This is a genomic window from Gordonia sp. NPDC062954, from assembly GCF_044543825.1.
Taxonomy (GTDB): Bacteria; Actinomycetota; Actinomycetes; order Mycobacteriales; family Mycobacteriaceae; genus Gordonia; species Gordonia tangerina.
In genome coordinates this window covers 1-17631 of the sequence record NZ_JBITWL010000015.1, presented here as the reverse complement: position 1 = coordinate 17631, position 17631 = coordinate 1, and the positions used below count along the sequence as shown (strand labels likewise).

10 protein-coding genes are annotated in these 17631 nt (G+C 67.4%); 3 read left to right on the top strand and 7 right to left on the bottom strand.

Annotation, left to right across the window (positions count from 1 at the left end; genetic code table 11):
- Positions 1-34 precede the first annotated feature (34 nt).
- The 4 genes from ACIGKQ_RS15025 to aspS form a co-directional block, all read right to left on the bottom strand.
- Positions 35-1003: a transglutaminase N-terminal domain-containing protein gene (locus ACIGKQ_RS15025; RefSeq protein ID WP_396574297.1), complete on the bottom strand. Its 969-nt coding sequence runs from the start codon at positions 1001-1003 to the stop codon at positions 35-37.
- On the bottom strand, positions 1003-3708 hold the full coding sequence (locus ACIGKQ_RS15020) for a circularly permuted type 2 ATP-grasp protein (RefSeq protein WP_396574361.1): 2706 nt from the start codon (positions 3706-3708) through the stop codon (positions 1003-1005). Before ACIGKQ_RS15020 ends, ACIGKQ_RS15025 begins: the two co-directional genes overlap by 1 nt.
- A gap of 41 nt (positions 3709-3749) precedes the next feature.
- Positions 3750-7220 (bottom strand): DUF2126 domain-containing protein, encoded by a 3471-nt coding sequence (locus tag ACIGKQ_RS15015; RefSeq protein ID WP_396574295.1) that lies wholly within the window; start codon positions 7218-7220, stop codon positions 3750-3752.
- 122 nt (positions 7221-7342) lie between these two features.
- Complete coding sequence (aspS, locus tag ACIGKQ_RS15010; RefSeq protein ID WP_287015977.1) at positions 7343-9184, bottom strand: aspartate--tRNA ligase; 1842 nt, start codon at positions 9182-9184, stop codon at positions 7343-7345.
- Between the two features lie 163 nt (positions 9185-9347).
- Here aspS and ACIGKQ_RS15005 point away from each other — a divergent pair, with 163 nt between their 5' ends.
- Together ACIGKQ_RS15005 and ACIGKQ_RS15000 are read left to right on the top strand one after the other, a co-directional pair.
- Positions 9348-10214, top strand: a complete 867-nt coding sequence (locus tag ACIGKQ_RS15005) for a neutral zinc metallopeptidase (protein WP_396574293.1) — start codon at positions 9348-9350, stop codon at positions 10212-10214.
- Positions 10211-11875, top strand: a complete 1665-nt coding sequence (locus ACIGKQ_RS15000) for a DUF885 domain-containing protein (RefSeq protein WP_396574291.1) — start codon at positions 10211-10213, stop codon at positions 11873-11875. The genes ACIGKQ_RS15005 and ACIGKQ_RS15000 overlap by 4 nt, the downstream gene beginning before the upstream one ends.
- 10 nt (positions 11876-11885) lie before the next feature.
- Here the strand turns inward: ACIGKQ_RS15000 and ACIGKQ_RS14995 are convergent, their stop codons facing one another.
- The 3 genes from ACIGKQ_RS14995 to ACIGKQ_RS14985 form a co-directional block, all read right to left on the bottom strand.
- On the bottom strand, positions 11886-13955 hold the full coding sequence (locus ACIGKQ_RS14995) for an HNH endonuclease signature motif containing protein (protein WP_396574289.1): 2070 nt from the start codon (positions 13953-13955) through the stop codon (positions 11886-11888).
- Between the two features lie 380 nt (positions 13956-14335).
- The gene (hisS, locus tag ACIGKQ_RS14990) at positions 14336-15601 is read right to left on the bottom strand and encodes a histidine--tRNA ligase (RefSeq protein ID WP_396574287.1); all 1266 of its coding nucleotides are present in this window, start codon (positions 15599-15601) and stop codon (positions 14336-14338) included.
- Positions 15598-16341, bottom strand: coding sequence for an MBL fold metallo-hydrolase (locus ACIGKQ_RS14985; RefSeq protein ID WP_235722101.1), 744 nt, complete (start codon positions 16339-16341; stop codon positions 15598-15600). Before ACIGKQ_RS14985 ends, hisS begins: the two co-directional genes overlap by 4 nt.
- Before the next feature lie 230 nt (positions 16342-16571).
- Between ACIGKQ_RS14985 and ACIGKQ_RS14980 the strand changes: the two genes are divergently transcribed.
- A complete protein-coding gene (locus tag ACIGKQ_RS14980; protein ID WP_287015496.1) occupies positions 16572-17507 on the top strand; it encodes a peptidylprolyl isomerase in 936 nt (311 codons plus the stop codon).
- Positions 17508-17631: the final 124 nt, after the last annotated feature.

The following is a 17631-nucleotide window of genomic DNA, read 5'->3' as shown; positions in this document are numbered from 1 at the left end:
CCACCATCGTCGCGAGCCCGTGACCAGCGCGGGATCAGTCGGTGACGCCGATCGATGTCTGGGGCACCTCATCGGGTGCGCTCTCGATGGGACTCACGTCCACCGACACGTCGATCCGGCTCTTCTTCGACTCGGTGTAGATCACACCCCGTAGCGGCGGTACGTCATCGTAGTCGCGCCCCCACGCGACGGTGACGTGCCGCTCGTCCACGAGTTTGTCGTTGGTGGGATCGAAGGCCACCCAGTGGTCACCGGGCAACCACACGGCCGCCCACGCGTGGCTGGCATCGGCGCCGAAAATGCGTTCGCGACCCGGTGGCGGGTCGGTCGCGAGGTAGCCGGATTCGTAGCGTGCAGCGAGCCCGACCGAACGCAGGCATGCGATCGCGACCCGCGCGAAGTCCTGGCAGACGCCCATCCGCCGCTGCATCACGGTGTCGACCCGGGTGCTGATGGCCGTCGATCCCGACTTGTAGTCGAAGTCACGGTAGATGCGTCCGGTGAGGTCGGTGACCGCCTCGATCATCGGCCGACCGGGAGTGAACACGTCGCCCGCGTACTCGCGGACCGCAGCGGTGATCTCCGGCGGGTACAGATCGAGGACGTACTCGGTGGCGGCCGCCCCGGCCACCCCGGCAGCAGCCGGGCGCGCCAGCTCCCACGGTCCGAGCGCAGCCGCCGACAACAGCACGGTGGCGTCGGGCGGGTCGACCTCGACGACGGATGTGGCGGTCACCGTCAGCTCGTCGTGGTTGCTGCGCACATGGAAGTACGAGTCGCTGTTGCCGTACACGTCCACCCCGGTGGACCAGTCGTCGGGTTCCGGATCGATCCTCACCTCGGCGTCCAGCACTCGCTGACCGGGCAGGTCGCGCGGCGTGAGGTAGCACCGCCCGTACGACGACGACACGACGTCGTCGTAGGTGTAGCGGGTTCGGTGCATCACCCGATACCGGCGGGTGGCACCGGGTTCGACGGCCCGGCCCTGCTCGGGACTGCTCATCACAGCGCACCTCCCCCGCCCCAGATGGGCTGCGCCTCGCGCGGCGGTGCGAATCGGGTCCGGTTGAGCACGTCGGACAGCTCGCGCACCCCGGCACCGATGGCGGTCATCAACGCCTCGAGGTCGGTCCGTTGGCCTGCGGTGTCGACGGTGGCCAGATCGTCCGGGTCCGAGCGGCGCAATTCGGCGATGAGATCCTCGATGATGCGTTCGGCGGCCGCGGATCGCAGCGCATCCGGCAGGGCGCCGAGGTTCTCCTGGAGCCGGTTGAACTGGAAGACCATCGCTCGTGGGTTGGTCTCGTCGAAGAAGAGCAGCTCGGCGACGGCGTCGAGTTGGTAGAGGCCGCGGTTACGGCGCCGGTAGATGACCGACGACTCGTTGGCGACCAGGAATGACTCCAGCAGCGTCTGTTCGACCTCCCGGTCGTGATGTTCGACGAAGAGGGCGCGGGTCAACTCGGCCAGGTTGACCGCTCGTTCGATACGTCGGCCGATGTCCAGATACCGCCACCCGGCGTCGTGCACCATCGAGTCGGCCTGCAGACCGGCCAGGGCCAGCACACCGTGGAGCACCTCGTCGTGGGTGTGACCCAGTTCGGAACCGAGGTCGAGCCCCGCATCGGTGCCGCCGGTCTCGCGGGCCGCGCGGACCTGGGCAGCGAGCTGCTCGATGGCGCGTTCGACCGGTGCCAGCACCATCCACGTGCTCGTCGACATCTGGTCGCGCACCGCGCGGGCGGTCGACACCAACCGCTCAGCCGAGTGCGCGATCGTTCCCGGCACGACCCGCGCCACGGTGAGATCGGTCAGTTTCGCGATCGCGTCGACGACCCGCTGCGGGCTCGGCGTGCCGTCCTCGGCCTCGGCGGTGAGCTCGGCGGTCCGCAGGTAGGCGGCAGTTCCGGTCACGGTGGCGGCGGCATGCAGCACCAGCGGCACGGCCGCGGTGCCGCTCATCCAGGGCCGGTATTGCACCTCCTGGTAGCGCTCGCGGGCCACTTTCGCCAGCCGGGTGGTGGCCTCGGTGCGCTCACCGTAGCGACCGAACCAGAACAGGTCGGCCAGCACGCGTGGGCTGGCCGCCGCTGCGACGTCGGAGTATTCGAGTGCGCGGGCATGCCGCACCGCGCCCCGCGACACCGCTTCGTCGACCGCCCCGGTCGCCGTGGTGGTCGAACGCCGCGACACGTGACCGCCGATGTCCGAGCTGGTGACCCAGACGTCCTTGGCGGCGATCGTACGTTGTGCAGCTCCCGCGGGTCCATCGGTCAACACGGCACCGAGACCACCGGGCATCACCGCGTAGGTGGGGCCCTGCGCGACGCTGAAGGCTCGGATGCCGACCGGCGCGGGCCGTACCGAACCGGCACCCGGCGCGTCGTTTCGGCCGGGTGTCATGCTCGGCGCCACCGAATAGGAACGCAGCTCCCGTCCCACCCACTGCCAGGACTCGGCCTCGACGCGGGCGGCCAGTTCGGCGCGTGCCGCGGCGTCGACCAGCGGCGCCACGACCTCTTCGCCGGTGCGGAAGTTGGTCAGCACGAGGTGGTCGAGGTCGGCACGGATCTTTCCGCGCTGCACGTCATCGCCGGCCCAGTAGGTGGGCACCGACGGTAAGGCGAGCTCCTCGTCGACGAGAACCGGGGCCAGCCTGTCCAGGACCGTGTGGATGGCGGGATTCTCGACCACCCCGCTGCCGAGAGTGTTGACCACGGTCACCGTGCCCCGCGACACGGCCTCCACCAGGCCCGCGACACCCAGGCGTGAGTCGGTGCGAAGGTCCAGCGGGTCGGCGTACTCCGCGTCGATCCGCCGCAGCAGCACGTCGACACGTTTGAACTTGCCGAGCGAGCGCATGTAGACCACCCCGTCTCGCACGGTGAGGTCGCTGCCCTCGACGAGGGGGAAGCCCAGAACCGCAGCAAGATATGCCTGGTCATAGGCTGTCTCGGACATGCTGCCCGGACTCAGCACCGCCACGGTGGGGTCATCGACGCCGGGTGGCGCGTAGTCGAACAGGGCCAGCCGGACGGTGCCGGCGAAGTTGGTGACCGGACGAGGTGCACACGTCTGGAACAGCTGTGGGAAGGTACGCGACAGCAGCCGACGGTCGATCATCGCGAAGCCGATGCCCGACGGCGCCTGAGTGCGGTCGGCGAAGACCTCGAAACGGCCGTCGGGGGCGCGTCCCAGATCCAGCGCGTGCAGGAACAGCGCGTGCGGACCGGGCAGTTCGAGGCGTACCGCCTTGCGGATGTAGCCGGGGTGGCCGAACACCATCTCGGGTGGGACCAGCCCCGAGCGGATGGTCTTCTGGTCGCGGTACAGGTCGCGCAGCAACAGGTCGAGCACTGTCGATCGCTGGATGATCGCCTTTTCCAGATCGGACCAGTCGACCCCGTCGACCACCAGTGGTACCGGGTCGACCTGCCAGTCGCGAGCCACCGTGACGCCACCGACGACCTGGTTGTAGACCACACCCTCGTCGCCGATCGCGGTGGCGAGCCGACCGGCCGCGGACCGCAGTCGCGCGTCTCCGCGCAGCCCGTATCCGGCCACCAGATCTGTCCACGCCGTTCGCACTCGACCGTCGGTGTCCAGCATCTCGTCGTACGGAGTCGTCGCACTCGGTGATGCGGTGGGCGCGGCGAGTCGTGCCACGTCGAACAGGGCGGAACCGTCTGGACGGTACCGGTCGAACACCGCGGGCAGGCCGACGCCGGCAGGGTGGTCCGACGAAACAGTCACCGGAGAACTGTACGTGCCCGACGCAGATCCAGAATTGCCGGGACCCCGGTGTCGGTGGCGATGCGCGCCTGCCGCTCCCGCAGGAGCCCGACGTCGACGGAACCGCTCGTGTGGCCGGATGCCTCGAAGCGGCCGTTGCGTCGTGATTCGGCTTCCACGGCGTTGACCGGCGGACGGTCGTAGGCCCGCCCGCCGGGGTGCACCACGTGGTAGGTGGCACCACCGACGGATCGTTCGGAGACGGTGTCGACCAGATCGAAGGTCAGCGGGGTGTCGACAGTGATCGTGGGATGCAGCGAGCTCGGCGGCTGCCAGGCGCGGAAGCGGATACCGCCCACCTGCTCGCCGGTGCGTCCGGTGGGCCGCAGCGGTATCGGGTAACCGTTGCACGTGAGCAGGAACCGGTCGTCGTCGCCGCCGAGCACCCGTACCTGCACCCGCTCGATCGACGAGTCGACGTAGCGGGCGGTGCCGCTACCGGTGGACTCCTCGCCGAGGGTGTTCCACGGCTCGATCGCGCCGCGCAGTTCAACCTCGTGGTCGCGGATCTGCACAGTCCCCAACCGAGGGAAGCGGAACTCGGTGAACGGATCGAGCCATGCCGTGTCGAATGCGTAGCCGGCTTCGCGCAGTTCCTCGGCGACCGCGGCGATGTCGGCGATGACGTAGTGCGGGAGGAGGTGTTTGCCGTGCAGGTCGGCGCCGTGTCGGATCAGTCGGCCGCGGTAGGGCTGTTCCCAGAACCAGGACACCAGCGAGCGCACCAGCAGCGACTGCACCATCGCCATCTGATGATGCGGCGGCATCTCGAAGGCCCGCAACTCCAGCAGCCCCAGACGTCCGCGGGGCGAGTCGGGACTGTAGAGCTTGTCGATGCAGAACTCCGCACGGTGGGTGTTGCCCGTGATGTCGGTGAGCAGATGTCGCAGCGCGCGATCGGTCACCCACGGGTTGGGGGGCGCGTCGACGCCTTCGCCGGCGGCTGCCTTCACCGCGAGTCGGTCGATTTCGGCGAACGCGATCTCGAGTTCGTACAGCGACGACTCCCGCCCCTCGTCGACGCGGGGCGCCTGTGAGGTGGTACCGACGAACCGCCCGGAGAACAGGTACGACAGCGACGGATGCCGCTGCCAGAACGTCAGCATCGACACCAACAGATCCGGTCGGCGCAGCATCGGGGAATCGGCGGGCGTGGGCCCGCCCAGCGTGATGTGATTGCCTCCGCCGGTGCCGCCGTGACTGCCGTCTAGGTCGAAGGTCTCGGTCCCGAGGCGGGCCCGTCGCGCGTGGTCGTATAGCGATTCCAGCAGTTCGGACTGTTCTCCGAAGCTGTTGGTGGGTTGGATGTTGACCTCGATGACTCCCGGATCCGGGGTCACGGTAAGCGTGGTGAGACGACCATCGGCGGGCGGGCCGTACCCCTCGACCACCACGGGGGTGTCGATGGCAGCGGCGGCTTCCTCCACCATCTCGACGATGGCCAGGAACTCCTCCAGCGTGGCGGTCGGCGGCAGGAAGACGTGCAGCACTCCCCCACGCATCTCGGCGACCACGGCGCTACGTGGCACGAAGGCAGCGGGGTCCATCTCGCGGACCGTCACGCCCAACGCTTCGGCGGGATCGTCGGGCAGCGGGTCGGGGCGGGCCGACGGGTCGGATTCGAACAGGGTCGGCGCGGGCCCCCAAGACAACGAGTTCAGGGGCAACCGCAGGCCTGCTGGGGAGGTGCCCGGGGTGAGCACCAACCGTCCGCGGCGCGTGGTCCAGCGGGCACTGTGCCATGCGGTCTCGTCTTCGGAGCGGCTCAACGGCAGCACATAGGCCGTCGGCGCATTCACCGCTTCATCCAGTTTGGCCAGCAGTGCCCGCCGCGCCGGCGTGGTGTCGGCCGGTGGTTCGAGGTCCTCGTCGGAGTCGGCGGCCTCGACCGCCGCCTCCGCGAGCTTGGAGGTGACGACGGTGCGCAGCGTGGGATCGGCGCCGGGGTCGCCGGGCGGGAGGGCGGCGAGTTCCCGCATCCGCACCAGCGGGTCCTCGAATGCGGGCATCACCTGCGACAACGGAAGTCCGAGCCGGCCGGCAAAAGCGGTCAGCAGTTTCTGCGCGGTCTCCGAGGTACCGCGCGTGCCGGGTGCCGGGCCGCTGGTCTCGACCTCGATGGAGGCCTGCGCCGCGGCGCGATTGCGCCACGGATCGGCCAGTAACTCGGGACGACGCCAGATGGGGTGGCCGTCGGTGCGCCACAGCAACGCGATCTGCCAGCGCGGCAGCGGTTCACCGGGGTACCACTTGCCCTGGCTGCGCTGCACCAGCCCGGTCGGTGCGTAGGCATCCTTGAGGCGCCCGGCGAGGTCGGAGGCCAGCGCCCGCTTGTGCGGGCCGTCGGCGGCGGTGTTCCATTCGGGGTCGGTCTGATTGTCGATGGAGACGAACGTCGGCTCACCGCCCATGGTGAGCCGGACATCGTTGTCCGCCATCTTCTGGTCGAGGTCGGCGCCGAGTTCCTGCACGCGTTTCCACTGCGACGCGGTGTAGGGCAGCGTGACGCGGGGATCCTCGTGGAATCGGGTGACCGTGTTGGAAAAGTCGAGGGTGGCGTGACACGGACCGGTCGCACCGGTGATCGGTGCCGCACCGCCCGGGTTCGGGGTGGCGGCGAGCGGGATGTGGCCTTCGCCGGCGAACAGGCCCGAGGTGGGATCCATACCCACCCAGCCGGCGCCGGGCAGGTAGACCTCGGTCCAGGCGTGCAGGTCGGTGAAGTCGGCGTCGGGGCCCGACGGGCCGTCCAGCGACTTGATGTCGGAGGTCAGCTGCACCAGGTAGCCGGAGACGAAGCGCGCCGCAAGCCCCAGTTCCCGCAGGATCGCGACGAGCAGCCACGCCGAATCACGGCAGGATCCGATCCCACTGGCCAGGGTGTGCTCGGGCGTCTGGACACCGGCCTCGAGCCGGACGGTGTAGCCGACGGCCTGCTGGACGGCCTGGTTCAGCGCGACCAGGAAGTCGATGATCCGGATCTCGGCGGTGGGCTTGTGTCGCGCGGCGAATTCGGCGACCGACGGATGCACCGGCGCACCCACGAACTCCCCCTCGCTGACGCCGACGGGCCGCAAGAAGATCTCCAGATCGTGGCGCAGCTCTTCGGGGTAGTCGAAACCGTAGTTCTCGGCCCAGTCCTCGATGAAGAAGTCGAACGGGTTGATCGCGGTGAGGTCGGCGATCAGACTCACCGAGATCGACAGCACCGACGAGGGTTCCGGGAACACCAACCGGGCCTGATAGTTGCTGAAGGCATCCTGCTGCCAGTTCAGGAAGTGCTGTGCCGGTTCGACATTGAGCGAGTACGCCTCGATCGGCGTGCGCGAGTGCGGCGCAGGTCGCAGCCGCACCACATGCGGAAAGATCTTGACCGGGCGATCGAATGCGTAACTCGTGCGGTGCTCGAGGGCCACCTTGATCGTCATGGTCAGAAATCACATCACAATTACCGATCCGATGCCGGGTTTGCGGTGGGCATCACCGACATAGCCGAAGCGCCGTCGGCCGATCGGGATGACATATCCGGATCGACCGACGGTGGACCACGTCAGGATTCGCCGGTGGTGTGTTCGGCGGTGGCCGCCGACTCGGTGGTCGTAGGGCCGTCGCCGGTCCCGGTCTGTTTGCGTGGAATCGGCTTCGCGTCGATTCCCGACTCCTTGCGCTGCTGGGCAGTGATCGCCGCCGGTGCATCGGTGAGCGGGTCCACGCCGCCACCGGACTTCGGGAAGGCGATGACCTCGCGGATGGAACTCTCCCCGGCCAGCAGCGCGGTGATGCGGTCCCAGCCAAAGGCGATGCCGCCATGCGGCGGCGCACCGTAGGCGAAGGCGTCGAGGAGGAAGCCGAATTTCTCCTGCGCCTCGTCGTGGCCGATGCCCATGATCTCGAACACCCGTTCCTGCACGTCACGCTCATGGATACGGATCGAACCGCCGCCGATCTCGTTGCCGTTGCACACGATGTCGTAGGCGTAGGCCAGCGCCGAACCCGGGTCGGATTCGAGAGCTTCGATCGATTCCGGCTTCGGGGCGGTGAACGCGTGGTGCACGGCGGTCCAGGCGCCGGAGCCGACGGCGACGTCACCGGAGGCCGTCGCGTCGTCGGCCGGTTCGAACAGTGGGGCGTCGACGACCCACGTGAACGCCCAGTCGCCGTCCTTGATCAGGCCGAGGCGATCGGCGATCTCACCACGGGCGGCACCGAGCAGAGCGCGCGACGACTTGACCGCGCCGGCGCCGAAGAAGACACAGTCCCCTGGCTTCGCACCCACGTGCTCGACGAGCCCGGCGCGTTCGGCGTCGGACAGGTTCTTGGCGACCGGGCCGCCCAGTTCGCCGTCCTCACCCACGAGGACATAGGCCAGTCCCTTGGCGCCGCGCTGTTTGGCCCATTCCTGCCACGCGTCGAGCTGCCGGCGTGGCTGCGACGCGCCGCCGGGCATGACCACCGCGCCGACGTAGGGCGCCTGGAACACCCGGAACGGCGTGTCCTTGAAGTACTCGGTGCACTCGACGAGTTCGATGTCGAACCGGAGGTCGGGCTTGTCGGTGCCGAACCGCCGCATCGCGTCGGCGTAGGTGATCCGTGGGATCGGCGAGGTGATCTCGACGCCGATCAGCTGCCACAGTGCGCGCAGGATGTCTTCGGCCAGCGCGATCACGTCGTCCTGATCGACGAAGCTCATCTCGATGTCGAGCTGGGTGAACTCGGGCTGCCGGTCGGCACGGAAATCCTCGTCGCGATAGCAGCGGGCGATCTGGTAGTAGCGCTCCATCCCGGCGACCATCAGCAGCTGTTTGAACAGCTGCGGGCTCTGCGGCAGGGCGTAGAACGTGCCGGGCTGTAGGCGGGCGGGCACCAGGAAGTCGCGCGCCCCCTCCGGCGTCGATCGCGTCAGGGTCGGGGTCTCCACCTCGACGAAGTCGTGCTCGGCGAGTACGCCACGCGCGGCCGCGTTCACCTTGGAGCGCAGCCGCAGCGCGCGGGCCGGCCCCTCTCGGCGCAGGTCGAGGTAACGATAGTGCAGCCGCGCTTCCTCGCCCGGGTTCTCGTCGAGCTGAAACGGCAACGGCGCCGCGGCGTTGAGGACCTCGAGGGAGACGGCATTGATCTCAATCTCGCCCGACTGCAGGTTCGGGTTCTCGCTGCCCTCGGGGCGCACCTCGACGACGCCGGTGACCGCGACACAGAACTCTGCGCGCAACCGGTGTGCGGCCTCTGCCACCGCCTCGTCGCGGAAGACGACCTGGACCAGCCCGGAGCTGTCGCGCAGATCGATGAAGACCACGCCACCGTGATCGCGGCGGCGCGCGACCCACCCGGCGACGGTGACGGTCTGCGAGGCGTCGGCGCGACCAAGCGAGCCGGCGAGATGCGTGCGGAGCACTCAGGAGTCCTTCCCAATGGAGATCGAGGCGAATCTCGGCTCATCCTACTGTCGTGACCAGGACCGACCCGCAACCGGGCAGGTGGGCGAATATGCTCGACCCTGCCGGACCGGACAACCGTGCGGGACGGTCGGGCCGTGGCGCAGAACGCGAGGAGCGGGGATGGTTTTTCAGGGCGACGGGCCACTCGACACCGGCTCGGTCTCCGGTGGTGGTGGCGGTGGCGGCGTGGGCCGTATCGCCGTCGGGGGTGGTGCCGGTCTGATCATCACCATCGTCGCGCTGTTCTTCGGAATCGACCCCGATTCACTCACCGGTGGTTCGTCGTATGGCGGTGGAACCGCCGACAACCGGGACGTGGCGCAGATCAACCAGCACATCCAGTCGTGCACCATCGAAAAGGCGAACGTCGACACCATCTGCCGCATCGTCGCCACCACCAACAGTCTCGACGCCGTGTGGTCGGACCTGATGCCGGGCTACACGCCGCCGAGCACCAAGATCTTCACCGGTGCGGTGAGCACCGGCTGCGGCCCGGCGACGTCGGCGACCGGGCCGTTCTACTGCCCGGCCGACCAGACGGCCTACTTCGATCCCTCCTTCTTCGCCCAGCTCGAACAGATGGGCGGCAGCGACGGGCCACTCGCGCAGGAGTATGTGGTCGCCCACGAGTACGGCCATCACATCGAGAATCTGACCGGGGTGCTCCAGCAGGGCAACCGCATGGGGTCGCAGGGTCCGCGCTCCGGTTCGGTCCGCGTGGAACTGCAGGCCGATTGCCTCGCCGGGGTGTGGGCGTATCACGCCGACAACGGCCCGGACGCGATGCTCGAGCCGTTGACCCCCACACAGATCGACACGGTGATCCAGACCGCGAAGGCGATCGGCGACGACACCATCCAGGGCGCGAATTCCAACCCCGAGGGTTGGACCCACGGCTCGTCCGAGCAACGCGCCCGTTGGTTCACCGTCGGCTACGACTCCGGTGACCCGCGGCGCTGCGACACCTTCGCGACCAACGACCTATGACCGGGCCCGCCGGATCTATGCCACGCGAACCGAGTGCGATCGATCGCATCGCCGAGCAGTACCTATCGGATCAGACGGCCCAGGATCCGCTGTTCGCCACCGAGATCGGCGTGGCCGGGCACGATCACCTGTTGACCGACTTCTCCCCCGCCGCCTGTGCCGCGCGCGCATCGTCGGCGCGGGCGACCGTCCACGCACTGGCCGAGGCCCATTGCGTGGACGATGTGGATCGGGTCACGGTCGCCACCATGTGTGCATCGTTGCGCCGCGAGATCGCCCTCGCCGAAGCCGGTGAACGTGTCGGAGACTGCAATGTGATCGCTTCGCCACTCCAGGCGGTCCGCGACATCTTCGACCTCATGCCCGCCGACACGCCGACGCAGCGCGACGTTTTCCTGGAGCGTCTGCGCGCGCTGCCGGAGTGTGTCGACACGATCATCGACGGCCTGCGTCATCGGATCGCTCACGGCCCGCCGCTCGCCCAGAGGCAGGTCGAACTCGTTGCGGCACAGGCAAGCACCGCAGCCGACGCGATCGCCTCCAACACGGGTCCGTTCGCCGCCGACCCCCGCCTGCAGGGTCCGCTCGAGGTGGCGTTAAGTGACGCGCGGGTGGCGTTCGGGGCCCTCGTCGCGGTGCTGCGTGCGGAGGCCGCACCGTCGGCAACCGCGGTGGATGGGGTTGGGCGCGAACGATATCTGCGTTTTCTCCCGGCCTACCTCGGCGCCGACGTGGACCCGGACGAAGCGTATGCGTGGGCGACCGACCGACTGTCGGCGATCGTCGCCGAGCAGGCGGCGCTCGCCCACGAACTGTTACCGGGTGCATCGGTCGCCGAGGCGATGGCCCATCTGGATACGCTGCCGCGCTATGCAGTTCACGATCGCCACGAATTCGTCGCGTGGATGCAGGGGCTGTCCGATCGCGCAGTGGAGGGCCTGGCCGGAACACATTTCGACATCCCGGCGCGGTTGACCCGGCTGGAGTGTCGCCTGGCGCCTTCGTCGACCGGAATCATCTACTACACCCAGCCGAGTGCAGATTTGTCCCGCCCCGGGCGCATGTGGTGGTCGGTACCGCCGGAGCAGGAGGTGTTCCACACATGGCAGGAGACCACTACGGTCTTCCACGAGGGGGTTCCGGGGCATCATCTGCAACTCGGCGCTGCGATCGTCAGTGACGATCTCAACACGTGGCGGAAACTGGCGTCGTTCACCTCGGGCCACGGCGAGGGTTGGGCTCTTTACGCTGAGCGACTGATGGCCGAACTCGGATGGCTCGACGATCCTGGCGATCGGATGGGCATGCTCGACTCGCAACGTCTGCGAGCGGCACGCGTGGTGGTGGACATCGGTGTGCACTGCAGGCTCCGCGCCCCCGCTGCGCTGGGCGGCGGGACCTGGGATGCAGCCAAGGCCTGGCAGTTCCTCACCGATTCGGTGGCGATGGACCGTTCGGTGTTGCGTTTCGAACTGGACCGCTACCTGGGATGGCCCGGTCAGGCGCCGTCGTATGCGCTCGGACAGCGGGTATGGGAAGAGACACGAACCGCAGCGCTCGCCACCCACCGCGACTGGACGCTGAGGGATTTCCATACTCGCGCACTGGCCCTCGGCGGAGTTTCCCTCGATGTGCTGGCCGATGAACTCGCGTCGGGGTGAGCTCCCGCTGTCATCTGGGGTAGGTGACGATGGTCTGTCCGGTGCGGGCGTTGCGCCAGGTGATGGTGCGGTCGGTGTGCATGGTCGGTATCCACGGCCCGTCATGTTTACGGTCGTGGTCGGGTCGGCACAGGGGTGCGAGGTTGAACGCCACGGTCCAGCCGCCGGCCGCCGGGTCGGCATGGCAGAACTTGAGCAGGTGGTCGAGTTCGCATTCCTCGGACGGTCGCCCGCAGTAGGGATAACGGCAGCGTCGGTCGAGTTGAATGATCTCCGCGCGTAGGGCGGCTGACGGCCTGTAGGTCAGTGCCCCCGGTGGTGGGGCGGCGAAACCGCCGTGGCCGGTCAGGTCGATCGGTGGGGCTGGTGTGCGGTTGCCGAAGATGATCAGTCCGCTGGCGGTGCGGGTTTCACTCGGTCGGGCGGTGATGGTGGTGGCGTGTGGTGCGATTCGTGCGGCGTGGGCCGGATCGATGGCGCCGTAGCCCATCAGGCGGGTCGGGTCGAGACCGGTGGGGTCATGGAGCAGGGTCAGGCCAGGGACGATGAGGTCGGAATCGGAGTCTGTGTCCGCGTCGGAGTCGGTGTCGGTGGGGTCGTCGTCTACCGCACCGTCTGCGGTCGCCTCGGCGTGTTCGGCGCCGGCGGTGAGTTCGACTTCTGCGGCCGTGTCGACTTCGGCATCTGCATCGGCCGCGCGGTCGGAGTCTGCGTCGTCGGTCGCTTCCGCAACGAGCACGTCTGCGTCGTGGTCGGCGGGTTGTGCGGTGATGAACTCTCGTCGCGGTTCCGAGGGCGCGTCCTTAGCGGTGTCATCGGCGTCGATTCCGGCGTCGGACGGGCCGCTCTCACCGTTGTTGTCGCTGTCGCCGTCGATTCCACTGTCGGCGTCGATGTCGGCGAGGGTGATCGGCTGTTCTTCGGCCGCGTCAGGCCCACCCGTCGCGGGTTCGTCGGCGGTCTGGTCGGGTGCAGACGTGCTGGTGTCGACCGATGAGTCGCAGACATTGCTGTCACCGGCACTCGGAGTGGGTGCCGTTGCGGGTGTTGGGTTGTTGGTGCGGGCTTGGCGGGCGGGGCAGGTGTCATCGCCGCAATGGCAACGCAGCTTCGCACCGGGAGCCTTGATGATCTCGGCGAACGCGGCCACACGTTGGGCTTTGATGCTGCGCCCATCACGGCGACAGACCCGTCGGCTGATCAAGGCGCTGATGCGGTCGCGCAGGTGTACGCCGTGTTCGGCGGGGATGCAGGCATCGACGGTCATGTGCCCGAACGCTTCGGCACCGATCGTCACATCCCCGAACAGGTCGGTGATGTCGTCGCGCGTCTGGGCGGCTCGATCGGGGTCGAGGCTGATGATGATGGCGTCGAGATCATCTCGCAGGGCGGTGTCGGTGGTGGGCCGGCTGGCCAGATCGAGCACCACATCATCGAAATCCCACGGCTCATCCTCGGGATCGTCGTTGGTGGCGGGGTCGGTCTCGGCCGCAGCGTTATCAGTGTCGTCGGTGCCCTCACCGTCTGTGCCGGCGTCGTCGCTGTCGGCGCCGAGGTCGGCCTCGGGGTCGTCGAGGTCGAGGGTGAGTTCCTCCTCGACATCCTTGCTGTCGGCGTCGGTATCGGGTTCGTCGGTGGTTTCGGCGTTGTCGGCGAGTTCGCCCAGTCGCTCCCGCAGGTCGCCGGTGGGGCCGGTGGCGGCGCCGCGGATGGCCACACCCAGCCGGTGGGGCCTCAAATCGCCGGCGCGGAAGGCATCACGAATCTTGGGATGCTCGTCGAGCAGTTCGTCAAGACCGACCCATTCACCGGCTTGACGTCGAGAAATACCCAACTGCAGCGAGATTTCGCCCTTCGCGGCCTTGTCCGCGGCATTGCGGACCCGGTTCGGAACGAAATCGTTGTACCCGGCCAGGCGCTCGTTGTAAGTGGATTGACCAATCTGACGGGCAATCTGCATCGCGATTGCCTGGGCTTGATTACTCAACCGCAACAAATCGCGACCGTACTGCGCCAACTCATCGAGACTGCTGCTGGTCAGCAGAGCGTCGTCGGCAGCACGGTCGGTGAAGGTGAACACGAAACGCTCCTTTCCAGCGAAGACGGTCTCTGAGGTCGGGATGGGTTGGCGGGGAATCAAACTGCTACCAGACTATCGGGAGGGTCTGACAACTTTGGTGCGCTACGGGTGGGGTGTGGATGGACTCGATCGGCGAGGTGTTAAGTTCAGGATAGCGGTGGGGTGTGACAACTTTTCGTGGGTGAGAGTGGTTGCGTGGGAGCACCCTTCGTGACGCGGCCTCGCAAGCTCGGACGCTACTCAGGGAGAAGGGGTGACGCGGGGATACGAAGGTGTCCGGGCGTTGCCAACACGGTGACCGAACTCAACCGAACTCGTCCACAACGCACACGGGCCACGACGAGAGCCTTCATCGTCGTGGCCCATCGAGGGTGCGGTGACTAGCTGAGGATCGAAAGCACCTCGTCCACAATGGAATCCAGCGAGACCTTGCGCTGCTCACCGTTCGACAGATCTTTCACCTCGACCTGGCGATCGGCCAGTTCCCGGTCGCCGAGAACAAGGGCGAGGCGGGCACCGGAACGGTCGGCAGCCTTCATCGCACCCTTGAGTCCCCGGTCACCATAAGCCAGATCGACCGCGATCCCGGCGGCGCGCAGTTGTCCGGCGACACCGACCAATTCAGCCTTGGCGTCCGAACCCAGCGGCACTCCGAACACCCGACACCGTGCGACATCGGCGTGCGCCACGCCTTCGGCTTCCATCGCCAGCATCGTGCGGTCGACACCGAGTCCGAAGCCGATCCCGGAAAGGTCCTGTTTGCCGCCGATCTGCTGCATCAGGCCGTCGTATCGGCCTCCCCCACCGATACCCGACTGGGCACCGAGTCCGTCGTGTACGAATTCGAAGGTGGTCTTCGTGTAGTAGTCGAGTCCCCGCACCAGACGCGGATTGAGTTCGTACGGCACGCCCAGCCGCTTCAGGTGGGTGAGAACCAGATCGAAATGCGCACGCGCATCATCGGAGAGATAGTCGATGAGCAGCGGCGCGTCCGCCGTCGCCTCCTTCACCTCCGGGCGTTTGTCGTCGAGCACGCGCAGCGGGTTGATCTCTGCGCGGCGCCGGGTGGCCTCGTCGAGGTCGAGGCCGAACAAGAACTGCTGCAGGGCCTCCCGATACGGGCCGCGACTGGCGGCGTCACCCAGCGAGGTGATCTCCAGGCGGAATCCGGAGAGCCCCAGACGCCGGTAGCCCTCGTCGGCGACGGCGATCACCTCGGCATCGAGCGCGGGGTCGTCGACACCGATCGCCTCCACGCCGACCTGCTGCAGTTGGCGATACCGACCCGTCTGCGGCTTCTCGTAGCGGAAGAAGGGGCCCGCGTAGCACAGCTTTACCGGCAGCTGCCCCCGATCGAGCCCGTGTTGGATGACGGCGCGCATCACACCGGCCGTGCCCTCGGGGCGCAGCGTCACCGACCGATCTCCACGATCGGCGAAGGTATACATCTCCTTGCTCACCACGTCGGTGGACTCTCCGACGCCCCGAGCGAACAGCGCGGTGTCCTCGAATATCGGCAACTCGATGTGTCCGTAGCCGGCGCGACGCGCGGCGTCGGTCAGGGTGTCACGAACTCGGCGGAAGTCCGCGGAGGCCGGGGGAAAATAGTCCGGTATCCCCCGCGGAGCGGCAAATTCGGCGCTCACAGTCCGAAACGTCCCTTCTTGGGTGTGGAATCCCCGCGCCCGGGCAGGTCGACGAGGAAAGGGTTGCCGGCGCGTTCGGCACCGATCGAGGTCTGTGGTCCGTGCCCCGGAAGCACCTGGGTGTGATCGGGCAACGGCATCAGTTTGGCGGCGATCGAGTCGAGCAACTGCTGATGGTCACCGCCCGGTAGGTCGGTTCGACCGATGGAACCGGCAAACAGGACATCTCCCGAGAAACACACGGGTACGACCTCGGGGACGGAATCGTCACCCTCGGCGGTGTCTGCTTCCACCGGCACCTCGATGCCGAGCAACACCGATCCCCGGGTGTGCCCCGGAGCGAGGTCGACAGTGATCCGGATACCGGCCAGCTCCACGTCCTCATCGTCGGCGAACTCGACCACCTTCTCCGGCTCGCGAAACTCCATCGAACCGATCAGGCCACCGAGGGCCTGCCCCAACCCCATACCGGGGTCGGTCAGCATCGGCCGATCTGCCGGATGGATATACGCCGGAATGGAGAACTCGTCGCACAGTTCGGTGGCATTCCAGGTGTGATCGAGGTGCCCGTGCGTCAGCAACACCGCGACCGGCGTCAGATCGTGCTCGGCGAGCAGTTCACGAACTCGGACCGCGGCGTCCTGGCCCGGATCGACAATGACCGCCTCTGAGCCCGCCTCATTGGCGAGGAGATAGCAGTTCGTCTGGAACATTCCGGCCGGAAATCCGGTGATCAGCATCTGTCCATTGTGACAAACGGCTCGGCACCTCCACCCGCGACGGTCACGCTCGGAGAATCCGCCGGTTCCGCATGCCCGATTCCGCCCCGACCATGGAACTCTCAGGTTCAGCTGGCACACTGGCCTGTCGATGTAGCATCAGCGCCGATTCACGTGCCGCCCGACCGCACGTACGCCCATGCCATCCCCCGGGGGAGCCACGGCACACGAGTTCAGGAGGACCCAACCGCGTGTCAAGCAACGAGGAACGCCGCGAAGCCGCCAAGCGCAAGCTCGAGGAGCGCCTCGAGCGGGAGCGGCAGGAGAAGCGGCGGCGCAAGATCATCATCGCCTCCGTATCGACCGTGGTCGTCGTCGCCATCGTGGCCACTGCCACCACGTTGATCGTCAAGAAGGTGCTCGACGATCGCGAGGCAGCCCGCTGGACCGCATGCTCGTACACCGACCAACCCAGTCGCTTCGACGAACTCCCCGACGAGGTACCGGCAGAGGTCCCTGCCGAACAGAGAGCACAGGCCCAGGCCTACCTCGATGAAATGCGTGCCGGCGAGTCCAAACAGCGCACCGCCCCCAAGCCTGACGAGAAGCAACTCAAGGAGGGCACCGCGAACCTGGTGCTCGACACCAACCAGGGCGCAGTTCCCATCACCCTGGACCGCACGGGCGCGCCATGCAACACCGGCGCGGTGATCTCGCTGGCCGAGAACGATTTCTACAACGACACCCCCTGCCACCGACTGACCAACAGCGAGTCGCTCAAGGTGCTGCAGTGCGGCGACCCCACCGGTACCGGTGCCGGTGGTCCGGGATGGTCGAGCCCCGACGAGTTGCCCACCGACCTGAAGCCGGCCGGTGAGCCCGACCCCATGTCGGGAACCGCTCCGGTCATCTACCCGCGTGGCACAGTGGCGATCGCGAACAGCAACAACCCGCAAAGCGGTCAGACCGACACCGGTTCGAGCCAGTTCTTCCTGGTGCTCCAGGACAGCCAGTTGGCGGCGAACTACTCCGTGGTGGGCCAGGTCGACCCTGACGGCCTCACGGTGCTCGACAAGATCGCGGCCAACGGCCTGACGCCGGGGCCCAACGGCAGCGCCGAGGACGGCAAGCCGAAGCAGCCGGTGGAAATCACTTCCGCGACTGTTGATTCGGGCAATCAGGACTGACCCTTCGTGACACTCGGCTAGCGCCTCGCTCCTCAGCCTGGATCCGTGGATGAATCCGGGGTGTCGATAACGTGAAAATGCCCTCTGAGCTGGAATGATTGGTGGTGTTGAGACACAAAACATT